At 68.4% G+C, this 24,479-nt stretch carries 28 protein-coding genes; 17 read left to right on the top strand and 11 right to left on the bottom strand.

Annotation, left to right across the window (positions count from 1 at the left end):
* Positions 1-14 precede the first annotated feature (14 nt).
* On the top strand, positions 15-812 hold the full coding sequence (locus tag QMG86_RS23555; protein ID WP_281874849.1) for a DNA glycosylase family protein: 798 nt from the start codon (positions 15-17) through the stop codon (positions 810-812).
* Position 813: 1 nt separating this feature from the next.
* Positions 814-2,253 carry a B12-binding domain-containing radical SAM protein gene (locus QMG86_RS23550; protein ID WP_281874848.1) on the top strand — a complete coding sequence of 480 codons (1,440 nt, stop codon included), beginning with the start codon at positions 814-816 and terminating at the stop codon, positions 2,251-2,253.
* Here QMG86_RS23550 and QMG86_RS23545 read toward each other — a convergent pair.
* Positions 2,250-2,729, bottom strand: coding sequence for an NUDIX hydrolase (locus QMG86_RS23545; RefSeq protein WP_281874847.1), 480 nt, complete (start codon positions 2,727-2,729; stop codon positions 2,250-2,252). The genes QMG86_RS23550 and QMG86_RS23545 overlap by 4 nt on opposite strands.
* A gap of 52 nt (positions 2,730-2,781) precedes the next feature.
* Between QMG86_RS23545 and QMG86_RS23540 the strand changes: the two genes are divergently transcribed.
* Positions 2,782-2,952: a hypothetical protein gene (locus tag QMG86_RS23540; protein ID WP_281874846.1), complete on the top strand. Its 171-nt coding sequence runs from the start codon at positions 2,782-2,784 to the stop codon at positions 2,950-2,952.
* A gap of 399 nt (positions 2,953-3,351) precedes the next feature.
* Positions 3,352-4,803 (top strand): amidase, encoded by a 1,452-nt coding sequence (locus QMG86_RS23535; protein WP_281874845.1) that lies wholly within the window; start codon positions 3,352-3,354, stop codon positions 4,801-4,803.
* A 26-nt stretch (positions 4,804-4,829) separates the two neighbouring features.
* On the opposite strand, the gene QMG86_RS23530 is transcribed toward QMG86_RS23535, so the two are convergent.
* The gene (locus QMG86_RS23530; RefSeq protein ID WP_281874844.1) at positions 4,830-5,273 is read right to left on the bottom strand and encodes a hypothetical protein; all 444 of its coding nucleotides are present in this window, start codon (positions 5,271-5,273) and stop codon (positions 4,830-4,832) included.
* A gap of 756 nt (positions 5,274-6,029) precedes the next feature.
* Positions 6,030-7,457 carry an amidase gene (locus QMG86_RS23525; protein ID WP_281874843.1) on the bottom strand — a complete coding sequence of 476 codons (1,428 nt, stop codon included), beginning with the start codon at positions 7,455-7,457 and terminating at the stop codon, positions 6,030-6,032.
* 364 nt (positions 7,458-7,821) lie between these two features.
* Here QMG86_RS23525 and QMG86_RS23520 point away from each other — a divergent pair, with 364 nt between their 5' ends.
* From QMG86_RS23520 to recO, 6 genes are all read left to right on the top strand, one after another.
* Positions 7,822-8,688, top strand: coding sequence for an alpha/beta fold hydrolase (locus QMG86_RS23520; protein WP_281874842.1), 867 nt, complete (start codon positions 7,822-7,824; stop codon positions 8,686-8,688).
* Positions 8,675-9,280 (top strand): TetR/AcrR family transcriptional regulator, encoded by a 606-nt coding sequence (locus tag QMG86_RS23515; protein WP_281874841.1) that lies wholly within the window; start codon positions 8,675-8,677, stop codon positions 9,278-9,280. The genes QMG86_RS23520 and QMG86_RS23515 overlap by 14 nt, the downstream gene beginning before the upstream one ends.
* Before the next feature lie 109 nt (positions 9,281-9,389).
* Positions 9,390-9,794, top strand: coding sequence for a hypothetical protein (locus tag QMG86_RS23510; protein WP_281874840.1), 405 nt, complete (start codon positions 9,390-9,392; stop codon positions 9,792-9,794).
* Entirely contained in the window at positions 9,791-9,991 is a 201-nt protein-coding gene (locus QMG86_RS23505; RefSeq protein WP_281874839.1) for a DUF6186 family protein, read from the top strand. Before QMG86_RS23510 ends, QMG86_RS23505 begins: the two co-directional genes overlap by 4 nt.
* A 69-nt stretch (positions 9,992-10,060) precedes the next feature.
* Positions 10,061-10,444, top strand: a complete 384-nt coding sequence (locus QMG86_RS23500; RefSeq protein WP_281874838.1) for a zinc ribbon domain-containing protein — start codon at positions 10,061-10,063, stop codon at positions 10,442-10,444.
* Between the two features lie 80 nt (positions 10,445-10,524).
* Entirely contained in the window at positions 10,525-11,382 is an 858-nt protein-coding gene (gene recO / locus QMG86_RS23495) for a DNA repair protein RecO (protein ID WP_281874837.1), read from the top strand.
* Here recO and QMG86_RS23490 read toward each other — a convergent pair.
* The gene (locus QMG86_RS23490; RefSeq protein ID WP_159845045.1) at positions 11,339-11,719 is read right to left on the bottom strand and encodes an Aca2/YdiL-like domain-containing protein; all 381 of its coding nucleotides are present in this window, start codon (positions 11,717-11,719) and stop codon (positions 11,339-11,341) included. The genes recO and QMG86_RS23490 overlap by 44 nt on opposite strands.
* A 121-nt stretch (positions 11,720-11,840) precedes the next feature.
* Between QMG86_RS23490 and QMG86_RS23485 the strand changes: the two genes are divergently transcribed.
* Positions 11,841-12,656 (top strand): isoprenyl transferase, encoded by an 816-nt coding sequence (locus QMG86_RS23485; RefSeq protein ID WP_159845425.1) that lies wholly within the window; start codon positions 11,841-11,843, stop codon positions 12,654-12,656.
* A gap of 14 nt (positions 12,657-12,670) precedes the next feature.
* The gene (locus QMG86_RS23480) at positions 12,671-13,081 is read left to right on the top strand and encodes a YbjN domain-containing protein (RefSeq protein ID WP_281874836.1); all 411 of its coding nucleotides are present in this window, start codon (positions 12,671-12,673) and stop codon (positions 13,079-13,081) included.
* A 29-nt stretch (positions 13,082-13,110) separates the two neighbouring features.
* On the opposite strand, the gene QMG86_RS23475 is transcribed toward QMG86_RS23480, so the two are convergent.
* Positions 13,111-13,728 (bottom strand): TetR/AcrR family transcriptional regulator, encoded by a 618-nt coding sequence (locus tag QMG86_RS23475; protein WP_281874834.1) that lies wholly within the window; start codon positions 13,726-13,728, stop codon positions 13,111-13,113.
* A gap of 102 nt (positions 13,729-13,830) precedes the next feature.
* Here QMG86_RS23475 and QMG86_RS23470 point away from each other — a divergent pair, with 102 nt between their 5' ends.
* Positions 13,831-14,802, top strand: a complete 972-nt coding sequence (locus QMG86_RS23470) for a V-type ATP synthase subunit I domain-containing protein (protein ID WP_281874833.1) — start codon at positions 13,831-13,833, stop codon at positions 14,800-14,802.
* A 325-nt stretch (positions 14,803-15,127) separates the two neighbouring features.
* Here QMG86_RS23470 and QMG86_RS23465 read toward each other — a convergent pair whose 3' ends face one another.
* From QMG86_RS23465 to QMG86_RS23455, 3 genes are all read right to left on the bottom strand, one after another.
* On the bottom strand, positions 15,128-16,093 hold the full coding sequence (locus QMG86_RS23465; RefSeq protein WP_281874832.1) for a hypothetical protein: 966 nt from the start codon (positions 16,091-16,093) through the stop codon (positions 15,128-15,130).
* A 127-nt stretch (positions 16,094-16,220) separates the two neighbouring features.
* Entirely contained in the window at positions 16,221-16,655 is a 435-nt protein-coding gene (locus tag QMG86_RS23460) for a Fur family transcriptional regulator (protein ID WP_281874831.1), read from the bottom strand.
* Between the two features lie 3 nt (positions 16,656-16,658).
* Entirely contained in the window at positions 16,659-17,009 is a 351-nt protein-coding gene (locus QMG86_RS23455; protein ID WP_039796803.1) for an ArsR/SmtB family transcription factor, read from the bottom strand.
* A 205-nt stretch (positions 17,010-17,214) separates the two neighbouring features.
* On the opposite strand from QMG86_RS23455, the gene QMG86_RS23450 reads away from it, so the two are divergent.
* Entirely contained in the window at positions 17,215-18,606 is a 1,392-nt protein-coding gene (locus QMG86_RS23450) for a glycine--tRNA ligase (RefSeq protein ID WP_063020497.1), read from the top strand.
* Between the two features lie 49 nt (positions 18,607-18,655).
* On the opposite strand, the gene QMG86_RS23445 is transcribed toward QMG86_RS23450, so the two are convergent.
* The gene (locus QMG86_RS23445) at positions 18,656-19,045 is read right to left on the bottom strand and encodes a DUF1707 domain-containing protein (RefSeq protein WP_281874830.1); all 390 of its coding nucleotides are present in this window, start codon (positions 19,043-19,045) and stop codon (positions 18,656-18,658) included.
* Positions 19,046-19,076: 31 nt separating this feature from the next.
* Entirely contained in the window at positions 19,077-19,685 is a 609-nt protein-coding gene (locus tag QMG86_RS23440) for a TenA family protein (RefSeq protein ID WP_281874829.1), read from the bottom strand.
* Positions 19,686-19,755: 70 nt separating this feature from the next.
* On the opposite strand from QMG86_RS23440, the gene QMG86_RS23435 reads away from it, so the two are divergent.
* The gene (locus QMG86_RS23435) at positions 19,756-21,018 is read left to right on the top strand and encodes a phthiocerol/phthiodiolone dimycocerosyl transferase family protein (RefSeq protein WP_281874828.1); all 1,263 of its coding nucleotides are present in this window, start codon (positions 19,756-19,758) and stop codon (positions 21,016-21,018) included.
* Between the two features lie 23 nt (positions 21,019-21,041).
* Here QMG86_RS23435 and QMG86_RS23430 read toward each other — a convergent pair whose 3' ends face one another.
* Positions 21,042-23,015 (bottom strand): TPM domain-containing protein, encoded by a 1,974-nt coding sequence (locus QMG86_RS23430; protein WP_281874827.1) that lies wholly within the window; start codon positions 23,013-23,015, stop codon positions 21,042-21,044.
* 31 nt (positions 23,016-23,046) lie between these two features.
* On the opposite strand from QMG86_RS23430, the gene QMG86_RS23425 reads away from it, so the two are divergent.
* On the top strand, positions 23,047-23,724 hold the full coding sequence (locus QMG86_RS23425) for an MBL fold metallo-hydrolase (RefSeq protein WP_281874826.1): 678 nt from the start codon (positions 23,047-23,049) through the stop codon (positions 23,722-23,724).
* 68 nt (positions 23,725-23,792) lie between these two features.
* Positions 23,793-24,473, top strand: a complete 681-nt coding sequence (locus QMG86_RS23420) for a YdcF family protein (protein WP_281881098.1) — start codon at positions 23,793-23,795, stop codon at positions 24,471-24,473.
* Positions 24,474-24,479 lie beyond the last annotated feature (6 nt).

Below are 24,479 nucleotides of genomic sequence, written 5' to 3'. Positions count from 1 at the left end.
GTGAAGGGGCAGTAATGGTCTTCGGCCGGATGATGCTCGACCACCCAGGCTGGGTGCAGGCCGGTGACGGCGTGGTCCACCGCGCCGTCACCGACGGCCACCACACCACGATCGTCACAGACACCAGAGTTGCCGAGGTGTGGTTACGGGTGGGGGAGTTCGATCCAGCCGCGCTCGCCGGTGCCGATGACATGTTGGTCGGATTGAAGGCCGCCGGCGTAGTAACAAGGGTGGCGAATCCGAGCTTGTGGGACGCCTTGGCTACCGCGATTGTTCGGCAGGTGATTCGAGCCGGCCAGGCCCGCAAGCTGTATCTCCTGTTCAGCCGCGCATATGGGCAGCCGATCGACCACGGCGGCACCACGGCATGGCTGTTTCCGGAACCACAGAAGATCCTCGCATTGCCCGATCACGCGTTCTCCGAGCTCGGCGTCGCGTTCAAACGACCAGCTCTTCAGGCCGCTGCGAGGGCTTACCTCGAACACGGCGAAGCCTGGACCGCGATGGCGACTTCTCCCTCTGACCGCCTCGCACTGATCGACGCCTTACAGGTGGTGCCCCGGATCGGGCCGTGGACCGCCGGCGCCGCGGTGGCCGACTTCACCAACGACTTCTCCGTGTATCCGTACGCCGATCTGGCTGTCCGCACCTGGGCAAGGAGACTTTCGCCCGAGCGCATGTGGGATGACGACGAGCCCGGATTCGCGGCACAATGGCAAGAGCTGGCGGGAAATCAATTGTCCGCGTGGACATTACTCACTCTCGCATGGGGGGTATCCAACGCAGAACTCACTAGAACGGCCCCGTCGTGACTTGATCGCCGGAGCCGCCGCAAACCACCCACTGGATGCGCTGTTCGTCAATGCGCCGCTACGGGACTACAGTCTGCGTCCCAGAGTCAACGACTTCACACTCCCCGTGCTGGGTATGGCCTATATCGCCACCTACGCCGCTCAGCAGGGGTTCAATGTCGGTGTCCTCGATGCCGAGGCCCATGGGTTGGGCATCGATCAGACGGTCGACATCGTCAACACAACCCGGCCACGGTGGGCGGGGTTCAACCTGCTCGCACCTACCTATGAAATCAGCGCCCGCATCGCCGCCGGTCTCGACCCCGACATCAAGGTGATGCTCGGCGGACATCAGGCCAAAGCCATGCCGAACCAGATCCTCACCGATCCACGCATGACGCGCTGCGCCGCGCTGGTAGTCGGCGAAGCCGAGACCCGCGTGTCCGAACTACTCGATGATCATCGCAACCGACGCCGGTTACCGGGCGTGATGTGGCTGGACCCGGTCGTGCGGACACCGGTCACCGGGGGTGTACCAGGGTCATCCCACCATCTCGCACCCGACATCGACGGCTTGCCCTTCGTCGACCGGGCCTATCTGTGCCAAGACCCGCACTACGAGCAGGCCCGATGGGAAGCGAACATGGTCGGTGCCCGGGGTTGTCCATACAACTGCTCTTTTTGCGGAGCGGCGGTCACCGCAAACCCTGATATCACCATCCGCATCCGGGACCCGTACAACATCATCGACGAAATGGTGCGGCTTCGGGAGCAGTGCAGCGTGACCGCGTTCCGGTTCGTTGATGATCTATTTCTGGGAGCGCGGCGTGTGATCGATACGATGATGGGCGCGTTCACCACCGAACAGGTCGGCGATTGGGCGTGCTGGGATGCCACCGGCCGTATCAACGTGCTGCATCGAGCTGACGACGAGATGCTGACAACCCTCGCGTCCAATGGATTACGTGAAGTGGCTCTCGGCATCGAGTCCGGCAGCGCCCGCATGCTCGAGTACATAGACAAACGGATAACGCCTGAAATGGCGGTCAGCGTTGTGACGCGTTTGGCTGAACGCGGCATAGGCGTGAAGGGATACTTCATCCTCGGATTTCCCGACGAGACCCGCCAAGAGATCGATGCCACCGAGCAGTTGATCCACCTACTCTGGGAGGCCACCGACCGGCTGCCCGGCCGCTTTCGCGCATCGGTGTTCGAGTTCCGTCCCTATCCCGGAACACCCGAATGGCATCGGCTCCTGGCGACCGGCCGCTACCAAGCGGAACAGCTTCTGAACTACTCGCCGGTGGACTTGACCGGTGGAGGTGTCGACGAGTCGATGCTCGCCCGTGACGAGTTCAATTTCTCGGTCAACCTCCAGTTGGCCCAAGCGCCGACCAGCTACATCCGCGCCAAGCTGATCGACCTCGCGCATGCTCAGCACGAGCGGGCGTCTGCTTGTTAGACGTCGGCGACTGCGGCTGGTGTGTTCCAGCCGTGCTCGCTGAACGGCGCTGTACCGTCGAGGAACGCGCGGATCCCGACGGCGGGATATTCGATCAAGTCATCGGGTAGCTGGTCGATCGGGAACCAATGCACCGCAGCGCACTTCTGCGGCTCCCGATTCACCGGCTCCCCGACCCACCGCCGTGCTTGCAGGAACAGCCCCAGCCGTGGTTCCGGGCCTGAACCGGCGGCGTGCACCGCATGAACGAATCTGAGGTCGGTCGGGTCGATGAGCACACCGACTTCCTCATGGGCTTCTCGGGCGGCGGCGGTCGTAATCGGCTCGCCCGCGTCCAGTTTGCCCGATGGTAGATGCCACCGGCCTTCGAACATATCTCCCCGACGCTGAGTCAGCAGTAGCTTGTCGTCGCGCACGAGCAGGATATGAACATCTACCAGGTGACGATCAGCCATCGGCATCTCCTCGCGTTCCACGGTCGGCCGAGACCATACGGCATCAACGATCTCGGCACCACGCGACCGGGCCGTGATTGCTGTCCACGACCTCCGCCTGGAATTCGCCGCCTGCGCAACCGCGGCGTCGCGCTTCATCGAGGACTGGCGCGCCTACCACTACCCGGACGCGGTGACCGTCGTCCCCGGCGACCCAACCGGATTACCGCGTCTGCCGAACGAACGTCTGTACCTCGAGCCGTGACAACCCCTACACGGCGTGCTTGACTGCGGCCGTGTATTCGTGCAAGACGAAAGTGCCACCATTGCACCGACGCCGTATCCATCGCCAGCGACGCAAATGATCGGCTGCCTCGGTGGCCATATGAGCGGCTGTATGTCGAGCGATGATGCGCGACACCCCGCCTCCGCGTGCCCTCTTGCCTGGTGACACTGATCGACCTCGCGCACGCCCAGCACGACATTGTTGACGGATCTCGCCGCCGCAGATCGTTCCGACGGCGTCAACGGGGGCACTGGTGCCATCGCGATGCTTGTTGCAATTGGCACTTCGATGTGCCCTCGCCGGGGAAGGTTTCCACGTATTTCCGTTGCGGGAAGCGAAATTTTATGGCCGTTGTGGAGGCCCGCTAGCGTCGAATTCATGGAATGGAATTTTCGGTCGGCCGGCGAGCTTTCGGCTGCGTTACGTGCTGGGGAAGTGTCCTCGGTGGAATTGACCGACGCGGCGATCGCTGGGATCGAGCGGGATGACAGGGTGATCAACGCGATCTGTGTGCCTGATTTCGATCGTGCGCGGGCGGCGGCGCGGCATGCCGACCAGGCGCGCGGCCGGGGTGCGGATCGGCCGCTGCTGGGTATTCCGGTGACCGTCAAGGAGTCCTACAACATGGTCGGGATGCCCACGACCTGGGGTATGCCGCAGTACCGGAACTTCGTGCCGGCCGAGGACGCGGTACAGGTGGCGCGGCTGAAAGCCGCGGGCGCGGTGGTGCTCGGTAAGACCAATGTGCCGTTGGGGTTGCAAGATCTGCAGAGCTTCAACGAGATCTACGGCACCACCAACAACCCGTGGGATCACGGCCGCACGTCGGGCGGATCCTCCGGCGGATCGGCCGCGGCACTGGCATCCGGCTTCGGTGCGCTGTCCATCGGCTCCGACCTCGCCGGTTCGTTGCGCACCCCCGCGCATTTCTGTGGCGTCTACGCGCACAAGCCGACACTGGGGCTGGCGGCGATGCGCGGTATGACCCCGCCGCCCGCGCCGGCCTTGCCGATCGAGGCCGACCTCGCCGTTGTCGGTCCGATGGCGCGCACTGCCCGTGACCTCACACTCCTGCTCGACGTGATGGCCGGACCGGACCCGTTGACGCTCGGCGTGGCACATTCGGTGACGCTGCCGCCCGCGCGCCACGAGAGACTCGGCGACTTCCGGGTCTTGGTCCTCGATCAGCATCCGTTCATCGCGACCGGGGCCGCGGTTCGAGCGGGCGTGAACCGGGTGGCCGACGCGCTTGTCACCAGTGGTGCCCGCGTCGAACGGCACAGCCCACTGCTGCCCGATCTGGCCGAAGCCGCGATTCTCTACACGCAACTGCTGTTCTCTGGCTCCGTGGCACGATTTCCCGTCGACAGCTACGAGCAGCTGCGGACCCGGGCAGCCGGCCTGAGCGCAGACGACCAGAGCCTCGACGCGGCGCGGCTGCGCGGCATGGTGTTGAGTCACCGCGATTGGATCGAGGTGTACAACCGTCGCGAGATCCATCGCCACGGCTGGCGGCAGCTGTTCGGCGAGTTCGATGCCGTGGTGTGTCCCAGCACGCCGACGCCCGCGTTCCCGCATGACCACAACCCTGATCTGCTGGAGCGTCGGCTCGACATCGACGGGGTCGAGTACCCGTACTTCGACCAGCTCGTCTGGGCCGGCCTGGCCACCATGCCCGGCCTTCCCGTGACAGCTGTACCCGCGGGGCGATCTTCCGAAGGTCTGCCGGTCGGAGTGCAACTCATCGGCCCGATGTTCGAGGACCGCACCCCACTGCGGCTCGCCGAACTGCTCGAACAGCAAATCGGCGGCTTCCAGCCACCGAAGTAGGGCGTACACGACACGACCGGGCCTGCTCATGTGGCCAGGAACGTTCTGATGGCTTCGTCGGTGGTGAGACGGTTGGCGCCGACGGTGACATCGATCGCCGGGTAGTTTCTGCGCACGGCTTCGGCGATGCCGGTGAGGCGATCGGCGACTATCGCGGGGTCGCGTAGCGATTCTTGCCGAAGGCCGTCGAAGCCGGGGAAACCGTCGGCGACGAGGGTTACGTCGGGGTTGGTGATGATGTCGTCGTAGGTCTGGAATTCCACGCTGACGATCTTGGAAGTGTCGACCCGGCCCGGAGTGGTGAATACGCGGTCGCTGACACCTTCGATGAAGTTGGCCGCGGAATGCCCCTCTTCGAGCATCGGATTCACCCGGATACGGTTGGCGTCGATTCCCAGGACCATGCCCGCGGGGTGGAATCGCATCGTGCCGTCGCGGACATCGGTCCAGCTCGTGATCGTTCCGTACACGCCGGCGATGTCGGTGCCGTCGGTCAGGTATACGACATCTCCGGCGGTGCTGTGTGACGCTGTGCGGATATATCCGTCCTCGGCTGCGGCTTCGTCTCTGCGAAAAGCTCTGGGGAACACTTGATCGACTTGCCACAGGCGTGCTCCGTTATAGAAACGATCCGGCGAGGTGGATCCGGATTCCGACAGCGGACCCGGGAACGACGGGTCGCCGGTATCGAAAGCGTGCCGAAGCCCTCTGTCGGCATCGGAAAATACTGCGGCCGCCCCCGAGCTTTCCCGAGCGAAGGGCCTGACGCCGTGTTCGGCATCAGCTGTCGCCAGCCTCCTGATTTCGTTGCTCAAGTGCTGGGCGAATCGGGCATATGCCCGTGCGACCAATTCGGATCTGATCAGCAAGACAACGCCTTCGGCCTGATCGCCGCAGCTTCCTCATCTTCTCCCGACACCGCCGACGCCCGTGTGACCGTATGACCAGCGACTGCCCTGGATGTCGTTGCGCACGAGCAAGATATCTACGTCCACCAGGTGACAGTCGGCCATCGGGCACTCCTCGCGTTCCACGGTCGGCCGAGAGGGAACGGCATCGGCGCATTCGAACCGCGAGGATTCCGCGGCGGCCGTACCGGCACATGCGGGGACTCGGCGCATCCACAAGGTACATCGCGCGGATGGATGCCGAGCATGTTCCGGCACGGTTCGTGCGATACCCGCCGGAGACGGAATCGACTCGGCTCGAGCGGGATTGGGTTCAGGTCACCACCACGGGTCGGGGCGGTGGCGGTGCCACTGGAGTTCGGATTCGAGTTGGGCGGCCAGGGAGATCAAGAGCGGTTCGGAATGCGCCGTGCCCATCAGTTGGGCGCCGACCGGGAGGCCGGTCTCGGTGAAGCCTGCGGGGACGTTGATGCTCGGCCAGCCGAGAACGTTCCAGGGCCAGGTGTAGGGGCAGGCGGCGGTGATGAGGTTGTTGGTGGCGTTGACGCCGATGCCGTCGATTTCTTCGGCGCGCGGCGGCGGCGTGGCGGTGGTGGGGGCGAGGACGACATCGTAGTCGCGGAAGAAGCGGCCGATCCGATTGTGCAGCAACGGTTCCACGTGACGCGCCGCGTAGAGCGCGGGACCGTCGAGCACGCGCCCGATCCGGGCATTGGCGGTGGTGCGCGGATCGACCTTCAGTCCGGGCATCCGATTGTGGACCCGCCGGATGCCTGCGAGCGAACGCGGCAGGAAGGAGGCGCCGACCAGGATGCCGTAATGCAGGTCGGCCACGGTCACGGTGTGCCCGAGCGCGCGCAGCGTATCGGCGGTGCGGCGCACCGCTCGCTCGACCTCGGGGTCCAGCGCTGTTCTGGTCGCGGTGAAGGGAATTCGCAGCGACAGGGCGATCCGCAGTTTTCCCGGGTCCCGGCCGACGGCGTCCGACGCGGTGATCGGTTCCGGCGTGTGCAGGTCGTCTCGATGCGGACCGGCCGCGGCGTCCAGCAGCAGCGCCGCGTCCGCGACGGTGCGCGCCAGCGGCCCGTTCACGGTGAGCCCGTAAAACGCTTCGGGCTCCGGCCAGGTGGAGATCCGTCCGCGCTGCGGTTTGATGCCGACCAGGTTCGTCCACGCGGCGGGAATGCGGATCGAGCCTGCGCCGTCGGAACCGAGGGCGGCCGGGACCAATCCGGCCGCGACGGCCGCCGAAGCTCCGCCGGAGGAGCCGCCCGGCGTCCGGGTGCGGTCCCAGGGATTGCGGGTGTGGCCGAACGACGCGGCGCTGGTGAACGGCCACTGTCCGAGCTCGCAGGTATTGGTCTTGCCGACGATCACCGCGCCCGCGGCACGCAGGCGCCGCACCGATTCCGCGTCCTCGGTCTTGGGCGCGAAGTCGCCGCCGCAGCCGAACGCGGTCGGCTCGCCCGCGACGTCCGTGTCGTCCTTCACCGCGACGGGCACGCCCAGCAGCGGCAGTCGTTCGCCCGCGGCCAGCCGCCGGTCGGCTTCGGCGGCCTCGGCGAGCGCCCGCTCCCGGCGCACGATACGGAAAGCGTTGAGCGTGCTCTGCGTCGCGTCGATCCGATCCAGTGCGCCGCCGACCGCCGTGGTCGAGGCGATCGAGCCGCCGGCGATGGCAGCCGCGAGTTCGGCCAGCCCCAGCTCCCGGGTGCCGGGGACGCGGGCAGGATCGGACACCGTCATGTGAGCTCCGTCTCGTCGTGGTGTACCAGACGGTAGCGCGAAGTTGGTCAATCGTCCATGTCGGTGCGCGCGAGCATGGAACCGTTGGGGCGGTCGGAGACGCCACGGTGTCCGCTCGAGCGGGTCACCGATCGGGACTTCCGCCGGAGCCGCCATGCGTGATCGGAACTGGCCGAATGTTCCGAACGGCCTACCGCGCGGGGTACGCCGCTCTGGCCCGCGCGTCGGTCGGCGCGGGACCGGCATGAGATGCGGTCGACCGGCGGGTGTGGAGGCGCGGTCGAGGCGGTGCTCGTCCGCGCTAGACATACATACGGTATGTATGTAACAGTGGTTCCAGCACCGCCGATCTCCGGGAGGACTCATGGCAACCAGCACTGCACTCGGCCGCACCCACGAAGTGGAACTGCCCGGCGGCCGCATTCGCTATCACGAGACGGGGGAGGGCGCTCCGGTCGTGTTCGTGCACGGCCTGCTCGTCAACGCGGACATCTGGCGCAAGGTGGTGCCCACGATCGCCGCGGCCGGATACCGCTGCCTCGCCCCGGACTGGCCGCTCGGCTCGCATGAGATCCCGGTCCCGGACGCGGAACTGACACCCGTCGGGATCGCCGATCTCATCGCCGCGTTCCTCGAGCGTCTCGACCTCACCGACGTCACCTTGGTGGCCAACGACACCGGCGGAGCGATCACCCAGGTGTTGCTGACTCGCGACCGGTCCCGTGTCGGCCGCGTCGTCCTCGTCTCGGTGGACAGCTACGAAAGCTTCCTGCCGCAGCCGTTCACCGCGCTGCCGCTGCTGGCGAAGATCCCGGGGTCGTTGCGCCCCCTCACCGAGGCGCTGCGGATCCGGGCGCTGCACCGCCTTCCGCTGGCTTTCGGCTGGGTCACCAAACGGCCCGTCCCGCCCGAAATCGTGGACTCCTACCTGCTGCCGAGCCGAAACTCCGCCGCGATCCGGAAAGATCTGCGGCGCTTCCTGAAGTCGGCGCATCGCCGCTACACCCTGGAAGCCGCCCGCCACTTCGCGGGTGTCGACATCCCGGTACTGCTGGCCTGGGCGCGAGAGGACCGGCTGTTCCCGCTGTCGTTCGCCGAACGCCTGGCCCACGACCTGCCGAACGCGCAGCTGACGCTCATCGACGACTCCTACACCTTCGTGCCGGAGGACCAGCCCGAGTTGCTCGCCGCATCGATCCTGGAGTTCACTCGCCTGCATGCCACGCCGTAGCCAGGAAGACCGCTCTCGCGCAACCAAGGCCGCGCTCGAACAGGCGGGACGCCGGTTGTTCACCGAGCGCGGCTTCGCGGGGACTTCCGCCGAGGAACTGGTGACCGAGGCGGGCGTCACCCGGGGCGCGCTGCATCACCATTACGGCGATAAACGCGGACTTTTCCTCGCGGTGCTGGAGCAGATCGAGGTCGAGATCACCGAGGAGATCGAAAACGCCATCGCCGCAGTCGATTCCGCGGACGTGATGGCCGGAATGGCAGCGGGGCTCGGGCTGTTCCTGGAGATCTGCCAGCGCCCCGCGATGCTGCGGATCGCCCTCACCGACGCCCCCGCCGTGCTCGGCTGGCAGGCCTGGCGCGAATTCGAATCCGCGCACGGGCTCGGCTTGATCACCACGCAACTCGAGCGCGCCCGCGACGCCGGGTTGATCGCCGACGCCCCCGTTCCCGTGCTGGCCCAGCTCGTCGTCAGCGTGATCAGTGAGGCCGCCTTGATCGTCGCGCACGCCGAGGACTCCGATCTCGCCCGCGCGCAGACCCAGCAATCGGTCCTGCTGCTCATCTCGGGGCTCATGCGCGCCGACGGCTGAGACGAGCGGGCCGCGCCGCAACGATCGGGAACTCTCGGCCTCGCTCGACGCATCCGTAGATGGCCGCTGCCTGCCTCGATACGACGTCCTCTGGTCTTATCCTGCGCATGTGACAGAGCAACCGGCGCGTCGACTCCGGTCGCGTGTGACACCGCTGACCGTGGGCTTGGTGCTCGCGGCGGGCGGTGCCGCGACCCGGCCGTTCAGCTGGCCCGCGACCGCGCTGGTGGCGGTGGCGGCGCTGGGCGCGACGGTGCTGGCGTTCCGCGGGAGATTCGAGCGGCTTCCGCGCAGCGCCCGGCTCGGGCGCGGCCTGGCCGTGTGGTCGGCGCTGCTGGTCGCGGCGTCGGCATGGGAGGTCTACGCGCTCCTGCGCCAGCCCGCCCTGAATCAGCCGAGCCACGAGCACCCGACCTTGTCCACACTGCTGGATCCGGCGCTCGAACAGTGGCCGCTGCGGTTCGCCGGATGGCTGGTGTGGCTGGCCGCCGGGTGGTGGCTGGTGTCGAGATGAGCGATCGAGCCGTCGTCCTCCTGGGGTTCGCCCTGATCCTGGCGGCCGCGCTCGTCGCGGTCGTGGTGACGTGGGTGCGCCGCGATCTGGTCGCTTCTGCGGGGGAGACGATCGCCTACCTGACCGCAACCCGAACGACGAGAATCCTCGCCGTACTCGTATGGGCATGGCTCGGCTGGCATTTCCTGGCCAGGTGAAGCCCGCACGCCGCTCGAGCGATCTACTACTGTGACCGACATCGGATTCTCTATCTTCGGGGGTTTCACATGCTGATCTGGGGCTGGCAGAAGCGTATCCACACGCTCGCCATGATCACCTTGATCTGCGGCCGCTGCGGCAATCCCGCCGCACACGCGCTGCGCAAACTCGTCACCAAGTTCACGCTCTTCTTCATCCCGCTCTTCCCGCTCAGCACCAAACACCACCTGGAGTGCACCTGGTGCGGCGCTTCGTCACCGGTCGCCGCCCCGCAGCTCCCCGACCTCATCGCCCGCGCCAACGCCGAGACCATGGGCCCAGCCCAGTACCAGCAGCCGGGTGCACCCGGCCCGAATGCGCAGTGGCCCCAGCAGCCCGCTCTCGGCGCGCCCAACACCCACTGGCAGCAACCGCCCGCCCCCAACACGCCCGACACCAACTGGCAGCGCTGACCCGAACTCGGGACAGGCCGGGCCGCGAACACCCAGCGCCGCAGGCGCTGGAAAACAAACACAGCATTAGACTCCAACCCGTGCGTTTGTATCGGGACGAGGCGGTTGTGGTGCGCCAGCACAAGCTGGGCGAGGCGGACCGCATCGTCACGCTGCTCACGCGCCAGCACGGACTGGTTCGCGCGGTCGCCAAGGGGGTGCGGCGGACCAAGTCGAGGTTCGGGGCCCGGTTGGAGCCGTTCTCCTACATCGACGTGCAGTTGCATCCCGGGCGCACGTTGGACACCGTCACGCAGGTGCACACGATGGAGGCGTTCGCCGCCGACATCATCGACGACTACGGGCGCTACACCACCGCGTGCGCCGTTCTGGAGACCGCCGAACGTCTGGCCGGTGAGGAGCGCGCGCCCGCGCCCCGGCTGCACGCGCTCACCGCGAGCGCCCTGCGCGCCATCGCGGCCAAACAGCGGCCGCACGAACTGGTCCTGGACGCGTTCTTGTTGCGCGCCATGGGTTTCGCGGGCTGGGCTCCCGCGCTGGAGGAGTGCGCCAAGTGCGCGACACCGGGTCCGCACCGAGCCTTCCACGTCGCGGCAGGCGGCGCGGTGTGTGTGCATTGCCGTCCGCCGGGTGCGGCGACGCCGGCCCCCGGGGTGCTCGACCTGCTGGTCGCGTTGTTGCGCGGGGAGTGGGAGCAGGTCGAGACGACGCCCGAAGCGGTACGCAGGCAGGCCAGCGGGTTGGTCGCGGCGCACCTGCAGTGGCATCTGGAACGTCAGCTGCGCACCCTGCCGTTGGTCGAGCGATCCAAGGACACCGCCGGACGCACTCCACCTGCGGTCGCGTCGATCCGTCCTCGATCCGCGCCGGGCGCAGGGCAGGCCGGGCCGTCGCCTACTCCACGAATTGAAGCTCTACCTGGGGCAGCTCGTTCATGACGCGCGCGCACACGGCACGGTGCCAGGTGGCCGGATAGCGGGTGTCCGGCTCGTGCTTGCAGTAGTCGTCGTTGGTCCGATAGGTGTGCAGGCGGGGCGAGATCTCCCCGGCGTCGATGGCGTCGACCATGGCCTCGACCACCTGTTCGGTCTCGTCCGCGATGGCGGCGAGTTCGCGGGCCACGGTGTCGGGGATCTGGAAGGCACCCTTCTCCCACCGCTCGACGGTGCGCTCCGCGACCGCGAAGAACCGCGCGCACCACGGCACCGGAAGTCCGAGTAGTTCACGAGTGGCCCGGAAACCCGCGGCAGTCGCGGTGCCTGGTAAATCGGTCACGTCCGAGAAACCCCTCCCCAGTATCACGATAGGGAAAAGAATAAGTCACCGGCGTCGGTGGGGACCGTGGAATGCCTCAGGAAGGAACACGGCGGTGGGCCGATGGAAGCGATCAGGCAGGATAGATGCCGTGATCCTCCGCCGAGACTCCGCTACCGCGACCGCGCCCGAGCGCGTGGGCGTCCGCCCGCCCGCGCCGCATCCGTCGGGAGCTCGGCCGCCGCAGCTGCCGCCGGAACTGGTGCCCAACCATGTCGCGCTGGTCATGGACGGCAACGGGCGCTGGGCCCAGGAGCGCGGGTTGCCGCGCACCGCCGGGCACGAGCGCGGCGAGGCGGTGCTGATGGACACCGTCGAGGGCTGTATCGAGATCGGCGTGAAGTGGCTGTCGGCGTACGCGTTCTCCACCGAGAACTGGCGGCGCAGCCCCGAGGAGGTGCGCTTCCTCATGGGCTTCAACCGCGACGTCATCCGCAGGCGCCGGGACGAGATGCACGAGATGGGCGTCCGGGTGCGCTGGGCCGGGCGGCGGCCGCGCTTGTGGCGCAGCGTGATCAAGGAATTGGAGATCGCCGAGGAACTCACCAAGGACAACACCGTGATGACGCTGACCATGTGCGTCAACTACGGGGGTCGCGCCGAGATCGCCGACGCGGCAAGGGAGATCGCGCGCCGGGTGGCGGCGGGCGAGATCGATCCGGAGAAGGTCACCGAGGCGACGGTGGCGAAATACCTCGACGAGCCCGACATGCCGGACGTGGACCTGTTCCTGCGCCCTTCGGGCGAGTTTCGCAGCTCGAACTTCCTCATCTGGCAGTCGGCCTACGCCGAATTCGTCTATCAGGACACGCTTTTCCCCGACTTCGATCGGCGCAACCTGTGGGAGGCCTGCCTCCAGTACGCTTCGCGGGACCGCCGTTTCGGCGGCACCAAGTGAACGGCGGCTCGAACATGGACGCAGCGGTGACTCCCGACCAGGAACTCCAGGCGCGGGCCGGAGCCTGCCTGTCGAGCTACGGCATCGAGGTGCGCGTCGACGCCGACGGGTCCCTGGGCTTCGAGTACGAGGGCGCGCTCTCCTCGCTGCGCGCGGTGAACCTGGCGCCCGGTCTGGACGTGCTGAGCCTCACCTGTGTGCTGGCCTGGGACCGGCCGCTGAAGGCGCAGCTGCACAAGCGCGTCGCCGAGCGCAACAACTCGCTGCAATTCGGTTCGCTCACGGTGATCGCCCGCGGCGGGCTCGCCGATGTCATCCTGCGCTACACCTTCCCCGCCGCGGGCCTCGACGATCAGGCCCTCACCACCATGCTGCTGCTCGTGCTGTCCAACGCGAGCCGAGCCAGGCAGGGCCTGCTGCCCTGAGACGGGGCCGAAGGTCTCGGCTTGCCAGGTCAGCCGACGGTCCGAGGGGCGGGCTCGCCGTAGGGCAGGAGGGTGCGCACGCCACGCGCCAGTGTCTCCGGGTCGAGGTCGCCGAGGATGAGGTGCTGGAGGATGAATCCCGGCAGCAGTCCGATGATCGCTTTGGCCACGGCATCGATGTCGGCGTCTTCGGGTAGCCAGCCTTTGTCGCGCATGCGTTCGGCGTAGTTCACCCAGAGCGCGCGCATCGCGATCATCGTCTCGCGGACCATCACCGCCGCTTCGGGATGGACCAAGGCCAGCGCCCATGCCTGCGGCGCCAGTCGTACCGGGCCGTCGGGCCCGCTGCGCCGCACCACCTCCTCGGCGATCATGGTGAACAGCTCGGCGGGCGTGGGCAGCGGATCGCGGCCGATCGCCTGGTCCATGGCGATGCGCAGCGACACCGTCGTCTCGGTGGCGAGGGCCGTGACCAGTTCGTCCTTGCTCTTGAAGTAGCGGTAGACCGCACCGGCCGAGAGCCCGGATTCCGCGAACACGTCCTGCATGGAGGTCTCGTAGAACCCCTTGCGCGCGAAGCAGCGCCGCGCGGCGTCCAGGATCTGCTGCCTGCGGCGTTCGAGGTGCGCTTCGCTGACTCGGGGCATGGGCCCAAAGTAAAACGAATATTCGTTCTTGACAACTTCCAGGCCCCGTGCGACGGTAGGCCCAACTAAAAAGAACGAGCATTCGATTTTTAGGAGATGGCCATGATCACCATGCCGCGGGCGTTCGCTCTCGGTCTCGGCGCCGCCCTGCTCCAGGCGCTGATGCTGATCGCGTTCGCCTGGCCCGCCGCGAACATCGCGCCTCGTGACCTGCCGCTGGCCGTCACCGGCCCGCAGGCCGCGATGGTCACCGGCAAGCTCGCCGAGCACAGTCCGGGCGCCTTCGAGATCACCACGCCCGCGGACGAGGCCGCCGCCCGCGCCGCGATCCAGGACCGGGAGGTGTACGGCGCGATCGTCACCGGCGACGGGCCGCCGCGCGTGCTGGTCGCCTCCGGTGCGAGTCCCGCTGTCGCGCAGCAACTCACCCAGATCGGTCAGCAGCTCTCCGGTGCGCCCGCCGCCCGAGTCGAGGACGTGGTGGCCGCCGACTCGGACGATCCGCGTGGCACCGCGTTCGGCGCGATGGTGCTGCCGCTGGTGATGTCCGGCATCGCGGCCGGTGTGCTCCTGGCACTGCTGATCCCGGCGATCGGCGGCCGACTGATCGGACTGGCGACCTTCGGTGTCGCGGGCGGGCTGCTCGGCATGGCGATCATCCAGGGCTGGATGTCGGTGGTGCCCGGGTCGTACCCGGCACTCGCGGCGGTCGCCGGGCTGGTGTCGTTCGCGGTGGCCGGCGCGGTCGTCGGGCTCGCCGCTGTAATCGGGCGGGCCGGTATCGGCATCGCCGCGCTCACCATGCTGCTGATCGGCAACCCGTTCTCGGCGGCCACGTCCGCGCCGGAGCTGCTGCCGCAGCCGTGGGGCGCCATCGGACAGTGGCTGCCGCCCGGGGCGGCCGCGTCGCTGCTGCGCTCGATCGCGTTCTTCGACGGCGCCGCCGCGACCGGACCGCTGGTGGTGCTGCTGGTCTGGGCCGCGGTCGCGCTCGCGCTGCTCGGCGTGGCCGCGCTGCGCGGCCGTCCGGCCGAGACGCGGGCACCGGCTCGGGATGCGGTCCCGGTCGGCTGATCGAGATCATCTCGCTCAGTGCAGGACGGTACGAAGGTGACCGACACCCGACGTCCCCGAGCGACCCGGCCGTGCGGCGCCGGGTCGCTTCTGCGGGCTCGTGACGGCACGGCGGCCGTAGTCGTAGCGATGGCCGTAATGCTGCACCCTGCGGCGTAGTTCGGCCGACCACGGGGGGCATCGATCGCGTCGAGCAGCGCGGCTTGCTAGGCGTCGTCGAGCCACCCGGGCAGGTAGCGCAAACCCGGAACGGGCTCGAATTCGGTCGTCGCCGCAGCCATTCTCGTCGGATGAGAGTTCCGGCGGGAATGGCTGCGGGCCCGGATCAGTCGATGGTGAACGACAGCGTGGGTGCGGTGGCCGCGCCCTCTTGCCGCTGGGCGTTGTAGGTCACCGTGTACGGGCCGGTGCCGGGGGAGGGGACCACGAAGATCACGTAGTTCTTCGGGTTGTCGATGGTCTCGTTCGCGTTGAGCAACTCGTTGATCGGGCCGCGGATGTCGGCGGGCACGGTCTGCCCGTCGGGGGTACGGATGGTGAAGTAGTCGTAGTAGATATTCGTTCCGCCCGCGGCGATGCCGGGCCCGCCGATGAGCTTTATGCGCAACGCCAGGTCGGATTTGCCGTTCTCGTTCTTCGTGTAGCTCGGGCTGATGCGGCCGCCAGTGACCTGGATGGTCGTCTGGTCCTGTACCACGGTGCCGGTGACTTTCACCGCCTTCGGTTGGACGCTGTCCACCTCGCCCGCCGCGGCGAGCGGGATCCTGGTCTGGTTGTCCGCGCCTTGGCCGTACACGACGGTCATGGTGTCGAGGAGGTGCTCGGCGTCCTTCGCGGACGCGACGGGCGTCGTGGCAGTGCCGGTGGCGGAGCCGTTGCCGGGCACCGTGGGACTGTCGAAGATCGCCCCGCCGTCCACCTCTTTGCCGACCAGCAGCGACGGCGTGCTGCTCAACGTGCGGTGGTCCGGCGTGGTGTTCTTGTAGGTGATATCGATGCGCACTTTCGCGCCGCCGTATTCGTCCGGCACGACGGTCGCCTTGTCCACCGTGATGTCGAACCCGTCGTACCAGCCGGTCTTGCCGACGGTGCGGACGGTCGACTGCCCGCTCGTCCCGCCCGGCGCCGCGGCGACTCCGGTGGCGGTGGCCGACGGGACCGCCACCGGCGTGCCGTCCTCGCCCTGGCACGCCGAGAGCAACAGCGCCGAGGCCACGACGAGCGTGGCCCCGGCGACGGTGACGGCCCGGCGGCGCACCGGGCGTATGAATGAGTCGTTGGTCGTTGACACGCTGCCTCCCCAGCAGATGGCGGATCCTTCGTGCCGAATCCGGATCGGTCCGGGTTCGCGAGGATCTCACCGGTCGATCTCCGCTGTTCGCGGGCGCGTTAACCGGACACGCCGGGAAGCGAGCTGATCAGCAGTTGCCTCGGCGTGCCGTCCCGCATGTCGTGCAGGTGCCGAACACCTCGAGGGTGTGGCTGATCTCGGTGAAGCCGTGCTCGCTCGCGATCGCCTCGGCCCACGACTCCACCGTGGGACCCTCCACCTCCACGGTGCGGCCGCAATGCCGGCACACCAGGTGATGGTGGTGGCCGGTGGAGCACTGGCGGTAGACCGACTCGCCGGAGTCGGTGCGCAGCACGTCGACCATGCCCGCGTCGGCCAGGGACTGCAGCGTCCGGTAGACGGTGGTCAGGCCGATGCCCTCGCCGCGCTTGCGCAGTTCGTCGTGTAGGTCCTGGGCGGAGCGGAACTCGTCGATGTCACCGAGCAGCGCGGCGATGGCGCTGCGCTGCCTGGTGCTGCGGATGCCGACCGGTTTCTGTGGAACGGTCGTGTTGTCTGGCACGAATCACCCTTCCTCGGCGTGCGCGACGGCGTCGACGACGATGTGCGCCAGGTGGTCGTCGACGAGTTCGTAGAGCACCTCGCGACCCGAACGCTCACCGTGCACGACACCGGCGGCCTTGAGGATACGCAGATGCTGACTGACCAATGGTTGCGTGACACCCAGCGCGTCGACCAGTTCGTGCACACACCGCGGTGACTCGCGCAACTGCAGCACGATAGCAATCCGGACCGGGGCGGCCAGTGCCCGCAACAACTCACCCGCATCCTCCAGCACGGTTCGCGGGGGTACCGGCGCCGGTCCGGGCGACCGATACGGGTTGTGCGGCGGTGCGGCGGCGGTCTCGGCGGTCATGTCACCAACTCCTTAATGGAAAGCATTACCAGTTTGCATATGCACAGGTGCGCATGTCAAACGGGCGCGCCGTTCATCGGGTTGGCTGTGCGGTGGAAACCAGGTTGGTCAGGGTCTATAGGCTATAGCCGACCTGTTGATGATCTATTCACGTGAATAGATTCAACTCACACGATCCGACTCGCAGTGGATGGAGAATTCTCGCGTGGCACCCAAGTCGAAGGTGGACACCGTTGCCAACCTCGCCAAGCGCCGGGGTCTGGTGTACCCGTGCGGTGAGATCTACGGAGGCACCAAGTCGGCGTGGGATTACGGGCCGCTGGGCGTCGAGCTCAAAGAGAACATCAAGAAGCAGTGGTGGCGCGCCATGGTCACCGGCCGCGAGGACGTCGTCGGTCTGGACTCCTCGGTGATCCTGCCCCGCCAGGTCTGGGTCGCCTCCGGCCACGTGGGTGTGTTCAACGACCCGCTGGTCGAGTGCCTGCACTGCCATCACCGCTTCCGGCAGGACCACCTGCAGGAGGCGTACGCGCTGAAGAACAAGATCGACGACCCGGACACGGTCTCGATGGAGCTGGTGGCGTGCCCGAACTGCGGCACCGTCGGCCGCTGGACCGAGCCGCGCGACTTCAACATGATGCTCAAGACCTACCTCGGCCCGATCGAGTCCGAGGAGGGTCTGCACTACCTGCGCCCGGAGACCGCGCAGGGCATCTTCGTGAACTTCGCCAACGTGATGACGACCGCGCGCAAGAAGCCGCCGTTCGGCATCGCGCAGATCGGCAAGAGCTTCCGCAACGAGATCACCCCGGGCAACTTCATCTTCCGCACCCGCGAGTTCGAGCAGATGGAGATGGAGTACTTCGTCAAGCCGGGCGAGGACGAGGAGTGGTACAAGTACTGGATCGAGACGCGGTTCTCCTGGTACACCGATCTCGGCATCGCCGCGGACAATCTGCGGCTGTTCGTGCACCCGAAGGACAAGCTCTCGCACTACTCGGCGGGCACCACCGACATCGAGTACCGCTTCGGCTTCCAGGGCAACGAGTGGGGTGAGCTCGAGGGCATCGCCAACCGCACCGACTTCGACCTGAAGACGCACTCCGAGCACTCCGGCACCGAGCTGAGCTTCTTCGACCAGAACACCAACGAGCGCTACATCCCGTACGTCATCGAGCCCGCGGCGGGCCTCACCCGCTCGCTGATGGCCTTCCTGGTCGACGCGTACGCCGAGGACGAGGCGCCCAACGCCAAGGGCGGCGTGGACACCCGCACGGTGCTGCGCCTGGATCGCCGCCTCGCGCCGGTGAAGGCCGCGGTGCTGCCGCTCTCGCGCAACGCCGATCTCACGCCGAAGGCGAAAGACCTGGCCGCGCAGCTGCGCAAGAACTGGAACGTCGAGTTCGACGACGCGGGGGCGATCGGCCGCCGCTACCGCCGCCAGGACGAGATCGGCACCCCGTTCTGCATCACCGTCGACTTCGAGACGCTCGACGACCAGGCGGTGACCATCCGCGAGCGCGACACGATGACCCAGGAGCGCATCGCACTGGACAAGGTGGAGGGCTACCTGGCCCAGCACCTGATCGGCGCCTGAGTTCCGCCGCCGCGCCCCGTGGTCGTCTTCGGCCACGGGGCGCTGTCGTTCAGCCGATCTTCTTGCGGGTGATGATGCCGATCGTGGTCGGGATGAGCAGCGCCGCACCCCACGGCACCGCGACCCAGAACGGCCAGAAGTAGCCCGCGCCGGTGGCCAGATAGATCGCCACGCACAGCACGTTGACGAACACCCAGGGCGTCCACATGATCGTGATCCACTGGGGGATGCCCTTTGCGCGCGCCGGCCGCGCTTCCCGTTGCGCGGGAAGGTCGGACAGCAACGGCGTCAGCTCGCCATAGGTCTTGGCGGCGTACACCTGTTGCAGCCGATCGTCGAATTCGGCCAGCGACAGCCTGCCTTCGTTCATCGCGAGGCGCAGCTGGTCGATGATCTTCTCCCGATCGGCGTCGGACGCCCGCACGTGGTCCTGACTCACGATGTGAGCGTAGGTCACCCGGCCGTCAACGTCAGAGCGGAACGTCCCAGAACGCCAGCTCGTGCCGCAGTCCTTCGCGGAACAGCTTTTCCGCGCGTGCCGGGTCCGCGCCGGACTCGTCGATCATCTGCGCGCAGCGGCGGGTCAAGACCGCGAAGCCTGGATCGGCGTAGGTGTCGACCCAGCGGCGGTAACGCGGCTCGGCGGGCGGCCGCTGCGCCAGTCGCGCGCCGAGCGTGGCGTACCCCCACATGCACGGATACAAGGCGGCGAGCCCTTCACCATAGGACGCGGCGGAGTCCAGCAGAAACGCCGTATACGCCGCGCACGGACCGCCTTTGACTGCGCCCTCGAGGTCGGCGCCGAACTCGGCGGCCAGCGAGCGGTGCAGCGACAGTTCCTCGTGATAGGTGGCGTGCGCGAGGTCGACGAGGTCGCCGAGATGGGCGGCCGGAGCCTGCCAGGCGAGGCGCGCGAACACCCGGACGTAGTCGAGCAGGAACAGATAGTCCTGCTCCAACCAGGACCGGAACACCGGTTCGGGCAGGGTGCCCGCCGCGATGCCCGCCACGGTGGGATGGGCGAGCTGTTCCTCCACCGAGGGCAGGCCGATCTTCTCCAAGTGCGCCGCGAGACTCATACCGGCAGTCTTCCGCATCCGTCCGCCCGGTCGGTTTGCGCCCGTGCCGGTGGTGCCGCACCCTTGCGGTGTGTTGAGGGATGAGGACGCTCCGATTCGTGCGCTGGCGCCGTCGGAGCAGCGGTTCGTGCGGCATGGCACCTACACGGGCCGGTCGGTGTCGGTACGGGGAGCGCTGGACGTGACGGCGCTGCGGGAAGCCTTCGCGGCGTTACGGCGAGCGTATCCGGTGATCGGTTGCCGGATCGCCGAAGACGTTGCGGGACAGGGATATCTGCTGGCCGCGGACGAGACGGCATGGACTCCGGTTTCCGTGCGCGAGGGTGACGTGGCGGTGATCGGCATCCCAGCGATGGATCCGGCGGTGCAGCTGGCCTACCTGGATGTCGTCGGTTCGGGCGCCAACCAATGGCGGGTCACATTGTTCGCTCACCACAGCGTCGCCGACGCGGGCTACTGCGTCGAGCTGCTGTCGCGACTGTGGGAGTGCTATACCGGCATCGTCGAACAACAGCCGGTAAACCTTGTGCCACAAAATATTCCGCATTCGTTGGAGTGGTATGTCGCGGAGCGCGGCATCACCAGGACCGCGACGTCCGGCTTCGAGGACGTGATCAAGCCGCTTCCACCGGAGGCTCGCGACCTGCCGCCCGGCAGCGCACAGGCCGCGCCGAGCACGCTCACCCGTCCGGTGCGCGTGCGGCTGAACCGGGAGGCCACCGCCCGGATCACCGACCTCGCGCGCAGCACCGGCGTGACGATGAACGGCCTGCTGACCGCCGCGCTGCTGCGCGCGTACGCGCGGGAGACCGCAGGCGGCGCGACATCATTGGGCTGCCTGTATCCGGTAGACCTGCGCGCCCGGCTGGAGCCGCCGGTCGCAGCGGCGGCGGGCACCAATATGGCCGGACTCGCTTCCTTCGCGGCGAGTGTGGACCCGGCGGCCAACCCGCTCGAACTGGCACAGCGGATTTCGGCCCGTCTGACGCGCGACCTGTCCGAAGGCGTTGTGCAGCAGTCCGTCCTGCACTTCCCGGACCTCTACGGCCCGAAGAGGATTCATTCCCTGGCCGGGCATATCGCGGTGACCAACACCGGAGTCGTCCCGGTCTTCCGCACGCCCCCCGGTATCGAGTTCACCGATTACGAGATCGTCTACGTCTCGGCGCATCCTCGCCCCTCCGCGGGCGCGTCGGCCGCGGTCACGTTTCTCGTCTACACCTTCGCCCACGAGCTGGCGGTCGGCGTACTCGGCGGCGGCGCGCACACCGACGGTCTGCTCGAGGCGGTGCGGGCCGAGCTGACCGCGCTCGCGGCGGCGGGCGGTCACTGATCCGGTACGGGATCGAGCCGTGGTCAGAATCGTCCGCCGCGACCGATCCGCCGGGAGCCGGACGAACCACCGTACGAGCCGGGGCTCCAGCCGCCGCCGGAGTGCCGGGCGCCGCTCGCCGCGCCGCGCAGGAGCCCTTCGAGCAGGATGCCGCCGAGTACCGCTCCCGTCTGCGCGCCTGCCGACGGCGCCCGCGACGCCTCCCAGGCCCGGACGCTGGCCTGCGCCGCCTGCAGCGCGCGCCCGGCCAGATCCGCCGCCGTCTGCGCGCGCCGCAGTGCGTCGGCGGGGTCGCTCGCGCTCAGCCGTTGCGCCTCGTCGAGGTTGCGCTGTGCTTCCGACAGGCGGGTGCGCGCTTCGGCGTCGATGCCGCCGCGCCGCGTGGTGACGTAGTCGGCGGCCGCGCCGATCCGGGCGCGCGCGTCGGTGAGGGCCCGATCGAGCCTGCGTCGCAGGTCCTCGGCGGCGAGTTTGCGGTCGGTGGCGGCCGCGACGGCGCGGTCGAGATCGGCGTCGGCGGTGACCGCGTCGTGGAAGGCGCTCAGCGGATCGGCGTCCGCCGTGGATGTCGCCTTCGCCAGCGCGGACTGCGCCGCGGTGCGAGCGTCCGCCAGCTGCTGGCCGCCGTAGCCGGAGAGCTCGGCGGCGGTGGCGAGGTCGCGGCGCAGCTCGTCCAGCACACCGGGAAGGCCGTCGCGGGCCTGCTGGATCGCGGCTGCCGCGTTGTCCACCGCGTCGAGCAAGGCGCGCGCCTGCCCGATCGCGGCCTCGGCGGAGCGAATCGCGGCGACCGCGCCGCCCTGCTCGCCCACCGGCTCGGTGAGCGCGGACCGTCCCGCGTCGATGCTCTGCTCCGCGAAAGCGATGCGCTCCCGCGCCATCCGCACGTTGTCCTGGATCGGTGCGAGAACGCTCGCCGGATGGGTGGCGGTGAGCCGGCTCAGCTCGGCCTCCGAATCGGGAATCCGGGCGGTGACGTCGATGACGTCCCTGGTGAGCGCGTCCAGCCGGTTCGCGGCGTCGAGCAGCAGATCGCGCATGGCGTCGAACTCGGTGACCTGCGCGTCCAGTGCGCGGTCGGCGCGTCCGACGGTGCCGATCAGGTGAACCAGCAGCGAGCGCTGTTCGTCGGGCGTCTCCGGGATCGCGTCGTCGAGGCGCTGCCGGATGGCGAACGCCTCGGCGGCGGCGGCCTTCGCCTGGTCGAGGGCGGTGCGGAAGGGCGTGGTGGCGGTGGCGCCGAACTCGCCGGTGGCCAGGTCGAGTTCCTCGCCGCTGGTGCGGATCGCGTTGTCGATCTCCACCAGCACCTCGCGGGAGCGCGTGTGCAGCGCCTCCAACGGCAACGCGGACAGCGCCGCGGCGTTCTCCGGATCCAGTTGCCGCGCCGCCGCCAGCTCCGCCTCGGTCCGGGCGCGACGCCGTCTGCGCGCGTACCAGACGAGGCCGCCCGCCACCAGGACGACGAGCAGACCGATCACGAGCAGCGCGCGCGCGTTCACCCCGCCGCCGCGCAGCGCCGCGTCCAGCCCGTCGGCCGTCGCGACCCCCGCGTCGGCCCACCGTCCGTCGCGCAGGGCCGGTTCGACCTTCCCGAGCACGATGTCGTCGAGCTCGGAATCGCTGACGCCGCCGGGCAGTTCGCCCTCCAGCCAGTACGCGCGGTCGTCGGTGGCCACCGCGAGCAGCAGATCCCGTTCGCCGAAGCCGGACATCGATGCCGTGCGCGCGGACCAGTCCTGCGGTGTGCGTCCGTCGAAGTCGCGCACGTACACGACCCACAACCGGATCCGCTGGTCGGCGTAGAGCTGGTTCACCGCATCGCGCACCTGGGCGCGCTGACCCTGGTCGAGCGCGCCGGCCGGGTCCTCCACATAGGTGTCCATCCGAAGTGGTGGTTCCGCCCCGGCCGCCGGAGCCCCGGCCAGGGCGAACGCGGCCAGCAGGACGCTGATCACGAGCAGGCGAACGAGGCCGATCCGCTGCGGCAGTGACATGGCACGAATCTAGCTCGCTAGCATCGTTTCCGTGATCACCATCGAGCGCCCGTACAGCGGCCACGTGTCACCGGGTGCCAACCCGCAGCAGCGCGATGTCCCCGGCGCCCGCATCCTCAAGATGTCGGTCGGCGGCATGGACAACAACTGTTACCTGGTGCAGTGCACCGCCACCGGCGCCGCCCTGCTCATCGATGCTGCCAACGAGGCATCGCGCATCGCGGAACTCGTCGAGCAGGAGACGCCCGGGCAGGTCCAGCTGATCGTCACCACCCATCAGCATCGCGACCACTGGATGGCTCTGCGGGAGACCGCCGCCGCCACGGGCGCCCCGACCGCGGCGCACCCGCTCGACGCCGACCCGCTCCCGGTCCGCCCCGACCGGCTGCTCGCCGAGGGCGACACCGTCACCATCGGCGAGCTGGTCTTCGAGGTCATCCACCTGCGCGGCCATACGCCGGGCTCGATCACCCTCGCGCTCACCGACGGAGCGGGCCGCGTCCACCTGTTCACCGGTGACTCGCTGTTCCCCGGCGGTGTCGGCCGCACCACCTCCCCGGCGGACTTCACCTCGCTGTTCACCGACGTCTCGGCCAAACTCTTCGATCGCTACCCGGACGACGCCGTCGTCTACCCCGGCCACGGCGACGACACCACCCTCGGCGCGGAGCGCGCCGACCTTCCGGCCTGGCAGGAGCGCGGCTGGTAACCCCCTGGCGGTTACCGGACGAGGCACGGCGCCGCTACTGGCAGACTTGGGGTGTGGATTTGCCGACGATGCGCACCCGGGCTCTCCCGGCTCCCGACCCCGCCCGGCCGCACGGCTTCGGCGCCGGGTTGCTGCGCTGGACGCGGCGGCTGGTCGTCGGTTCGGTGGTGATGGGCGCGGTGCTGGTCGGCGGAACCGCCTTCCGCGTGTGGCAGGTCGCGCGCATCGATGACTACACGAAGGCCGACGCGATCGTCGTGCTCGGCGCCGCGCAGTACTCCGGCACGCCGTCCTCGGTCTTCGAAGCGCGACTCGACCAGGCGTACAAGCTGTTCCGGGCCGGTGTCGCGCCGCGGGTCATCACGGTGGGCGGCAAGCAGGAGGGCGATCTGTTCACCGAGGCCGCCTCGGGCAAGAACTATCTGCAGGCGCGCGGCGTGCCGGGCGACAAGATCCTCGCCGTCGAAACCGGTTCGGACACCTTACGCAGCGTCGAAGCCGTGGCGACGGCGATGCGGGCACGGGACATGTCGTCGGCGGTGCTGGTCAGCGATCCGTGGCACTCGCTGCGCACGCGCACCATGGCCAGGGACGAAGGGCTGGCGGCGTGGACCGCCCCCACCAGAACCGGCCCCGCCGTCTACACCCGCGAATCCCAGGCGCACGGCATCGCCCGGGAGACCGGCGCCTTGCTGTGGTACCAGCTCACCCACTTCTCGGCGGACTTCACCTACACGGCGGGACAGTGAGGTTCG

The organism is Nocardia sputorum (assembly GCF_027924405.1).
GTDB classification, from domain to species: Bacteria; Actinomycetota; Actinomycetes; order Mycobacteriales; family Mycobacteriaceae; genus Nocardia; species Nocardia sputorum.
Note: the sequence above shows the minus strand (reverse complement) of the source record. Positions and strands in the feature narration are given on the sequence as shown.

Bases quoted from the DNA above. Each gene is read 5' to 3' on its own strand.
- QMG86_RS23555 (WP_281874849.1), top strand. From the start codon at position 15: ATGGTCTTCGGCCGGATGATGCTCGACCACCCAGGCTGGGTGCAGGCC.
- QMG86_RS23535 (WP_281874845.1), top strand. From the start codon at position 3,352: ATGGAATGGAATTTTCGGTCGGCCGGCGAGCTTTCGGCTGCGTTACGT.
- QMG86_RS23525 (WP_281874843.1), bottom strand. From the start codon at position 7,457: ATGACGGTGTCCGATCCTGCCCGCGTCCCCGGCACCCGGGAGCTGGGG.
- QMG86_RS23520 (WP_281874842.1), top strand. From the start codon at position 7,822: ATGGCAACCAGCACTGCACTCGGCCGCACCCACGAAGTGGAACTGCCC.
- QMG86_RS23515 (WP_281874841.1), top strand. From the start codon at position 8,675: ATGCCACGCCGTAGCCAGGAAGACCGCTCTCGCGCAACCAAGGCCGCG.
- QMG86_RS23505 (WP_281874839.1), top strand. From the start codon at position 9,791: ATGAGCGATCGAGCCGTCGTCCTCCTGGGGTTCGCCCTGATCCTGGCG.
- QMG86_RS23500 (WP_281874838.1), top strand. From the start codon at position 10,061: ATGCTGATCTGGGGCTGGCAGAAGCGTATCCACACGCTCGCCATGATC.
- QMG86_RS23480 (WP_281874836.1), top strand. From the start codon at position 12,671: ATGGACGCAGCGGTGACTCCCGACCAGGAACTCCAGGCGCGGGCCGGA.
- QMG86_RS23475 (WP_281874834.1), bottom strand. From the start codon at position 13,728: ATGCCCCGAGTCAGCGAAGCGCACCTCGAACGCCGCAGGCAGCAGATC.
- QMG86_RS23470 (WP_281874833.1), top strand. From the start codon at position 13,831: ATGATCACCATGCCGCGGGCGTTCGCTCTCGGTCTCGGCGCCGCCCTG.
- QMG86_RS23455 (WP_039796803.1), bottom strand. From the start codon at position 17,009: ATGACCGCCGAGACCGCCGCCGCACCGCCGCACAACCCGTATCGGTCG.
- QMG86_RS23440 (WP_281874829.1), bottom strand. From the start codon at position 19,685: ATGAGTCTCGCGGCGCACTTGGAGAAGATCGGCCTGCCCTCGGTGGAG.
- QMG86_RS23430 (WP_281874827.1), bottom strand. From the start codon at position 23,015: ATGTCACTGCCGCAGCGGATCGGCCTCGTTCGCCTGCTCGTGATCAGC.
- QMG86_RS23420 (WP_281881098.1), top strand. From the start codon at position 23,793: ATGCGCACCCGGGCTCTCCCGGCTCCCGACCCCGCCCGGCCGCACGGC.